This is a genomic window from Phaeovulum sp., from assembly GCF_041596715.1.
Taxonomy (GTDB): domain Bacteria; phylum Pseudomonadota; class Alphaproteobacteria; order Rhodobacterales; family Rhodobacteraceae; genus UBA6213.
This window is the reverse complement of the sequence record NZ_JBFHIA010000383.1, coordinates 1-1754: the sequence shown is the minus strand read 5'-3', so window position 1 is coordinate 1754 and position 1754 is coordinate 1. Positions and strand designations below refer to the sequence as shown.

1 protein-coding gene and 1 pseudogene are annotated in these 1754 nt (G+C 64.6%); both read right to left on the bottom strand.

Annotated elements, in window-relative coordinates; genetic code table 11:
- A pseudogene (locus tag ABY403_RS16290) lies at nt 1–98 on the bottom strand (DNA-binding response regulator); the annotation flags it as partial.
- The coding region (locus tag ABY403_RS16285) for an ATP-binding protein (protein ID WP_372841859.1) at nt 95–1754 on the bottom strand (1660 nt) is incomplete at its 5' end. The gene ABY403_RS16285 and the pseudogene ABY403_RS16290, both read right to left, overlap by 4 nt.

Below are 1754 nucleotides of genomic sequence, written 5' to 3'. Positions count from 1 at the left end.
TAAGAGGTGGTGCGAAACCCGGCTTCTTCCAGCGCATCCGACAACATGCGGCGCACCTCGGGTTCGTCATCGAGAATTGCGACATGCGGTGGTTTCATGTGGCACCTCCGGCACCAAGACGGGCCAGCAGCGCGGCCTCGGTGATGGGTTTCGAAAGCACCGGGCAGGGTGCCGCACTGCGCAGCGCATGGCCTTCGGGCAGAGAGCTCATCAAAAGCAGCGGCAAGCCAGGTTTGCGCGCCATCAATGCGTGCGCCAGAGCGACGCCCGATTCTGACCCGGCAAGATGAATGTCGGATAGCACCAGCCCGATGCCGGGCAACTCGGCCAACTCGCGCGCTTCGGCGGCGCTGGCCGCCTCGATCACCGAATGGCCCATGCCGCGCAGCATTTCGCGCACCCCGGCGCGAATCTCGTCGCTGTCCTCGACCAGCAGCACAAGTTGCGGCTCGGCGGTGGCTGCCGCGGCAAGGCGCAGCGGCAACCGCAGCGTGACCCGCGCGCCGCCCTCGACGCGGTTTTCAAGCCTTACCGCCCCGCCTGCAAGCTTGGTCTGATCATAAACCATCGACAGGCCAAGCCCAGAGCCTTCGCCCCCCTTGGTGGTGAAAAACGGGTCAAGCCCGCGCTCCAGCGCCTCGGGGGTGAAACCGCGCCCGCTGTCGCTGACTGCTAGCTCGACCCAAGTGTCACGCACCGCCTTTGCGTGCAGCGTGATCTGGCCGGGTTCAGCGCCAATCGCATCACGCGCGTTCAGGATCAGGTTCAACAGGCTGTCTTGCAACGTGCCGGGGTCTAGCAGCAAGGGTTCCGCCAACCCTTCGACCACGGTCTCCAACGTCACTTCATCGCCAAGCGATGGGCGCGCCATTGCCACCAGGTCGGCCAGAAAAGAGGCCATGACAAGCGGCTGCGGGCGCAACTCGCGCGGGCCAGAAATGGCCGCGATTCGGTCTAGTAGCGTGCCGCCCCGGCGCGCTGCGGCCAGTGTGGCGTTCACCGCCTCGGCGGCCTCGTCTGGCAGGCCCTCCATCCGCTCGATCCGCCCCTGCAAACCCATGATGATCGTCAGCAGGTTGGCAAAGTCATGCGCCAGCCCCGAGGTAAGCTGCGCCGCAAGTTCGCGCTTCGAGCTTTGTGCAAGCGCCGCGCGGGCCTGCGCTTCGTGCGTGACATCGGTCGAAAGCACATAGACGCCGCTCACCGCGCCATCGCTGCCGCGATCCGGTGTCAGCGCAACGCGAACGCGCCGCCCTGAGGGGGTATGGGTAATCTCGAACGCCATCGGCTCACCGGCCAAGGCACGCGAAAGCTCTGGCAGAATCCGCGCAAAAGTTTCCTGACCCAGCGCCTCGGCAACCGACATGCCGACGATTTCAGAATGACTGCCCGGCATCACCGTAGACAAACGCCGGTTCGAGAATGTGTAACGATAGCTTCTGTCCAGATGCGCGATATGAGCGGGCATCATTTCGGTCACCTGCCGGGTGCGCGCCTCGATCTCGGTCAACTCGCGCTTGGCTTCCTCTAGTGCTGCGTTGGTCGAGGCAAGCTCGCGGTTGGCTTGCGCCAGCCTTTCGGCATGCGCCAAAAGCTGGCCTGAAAGCTCGGCCGAATGGGCGCGCAGCATCCCTTCCTGACGCTTGATCTCGGTGATGTCGGTGTAAACTGTCACCCAGCCACCCTGCGACAGCGGCGAACCTTCTACCGAGATCGTGCGGCCATTGGGGCGGGTGCGCTCCATGTAATGGGGG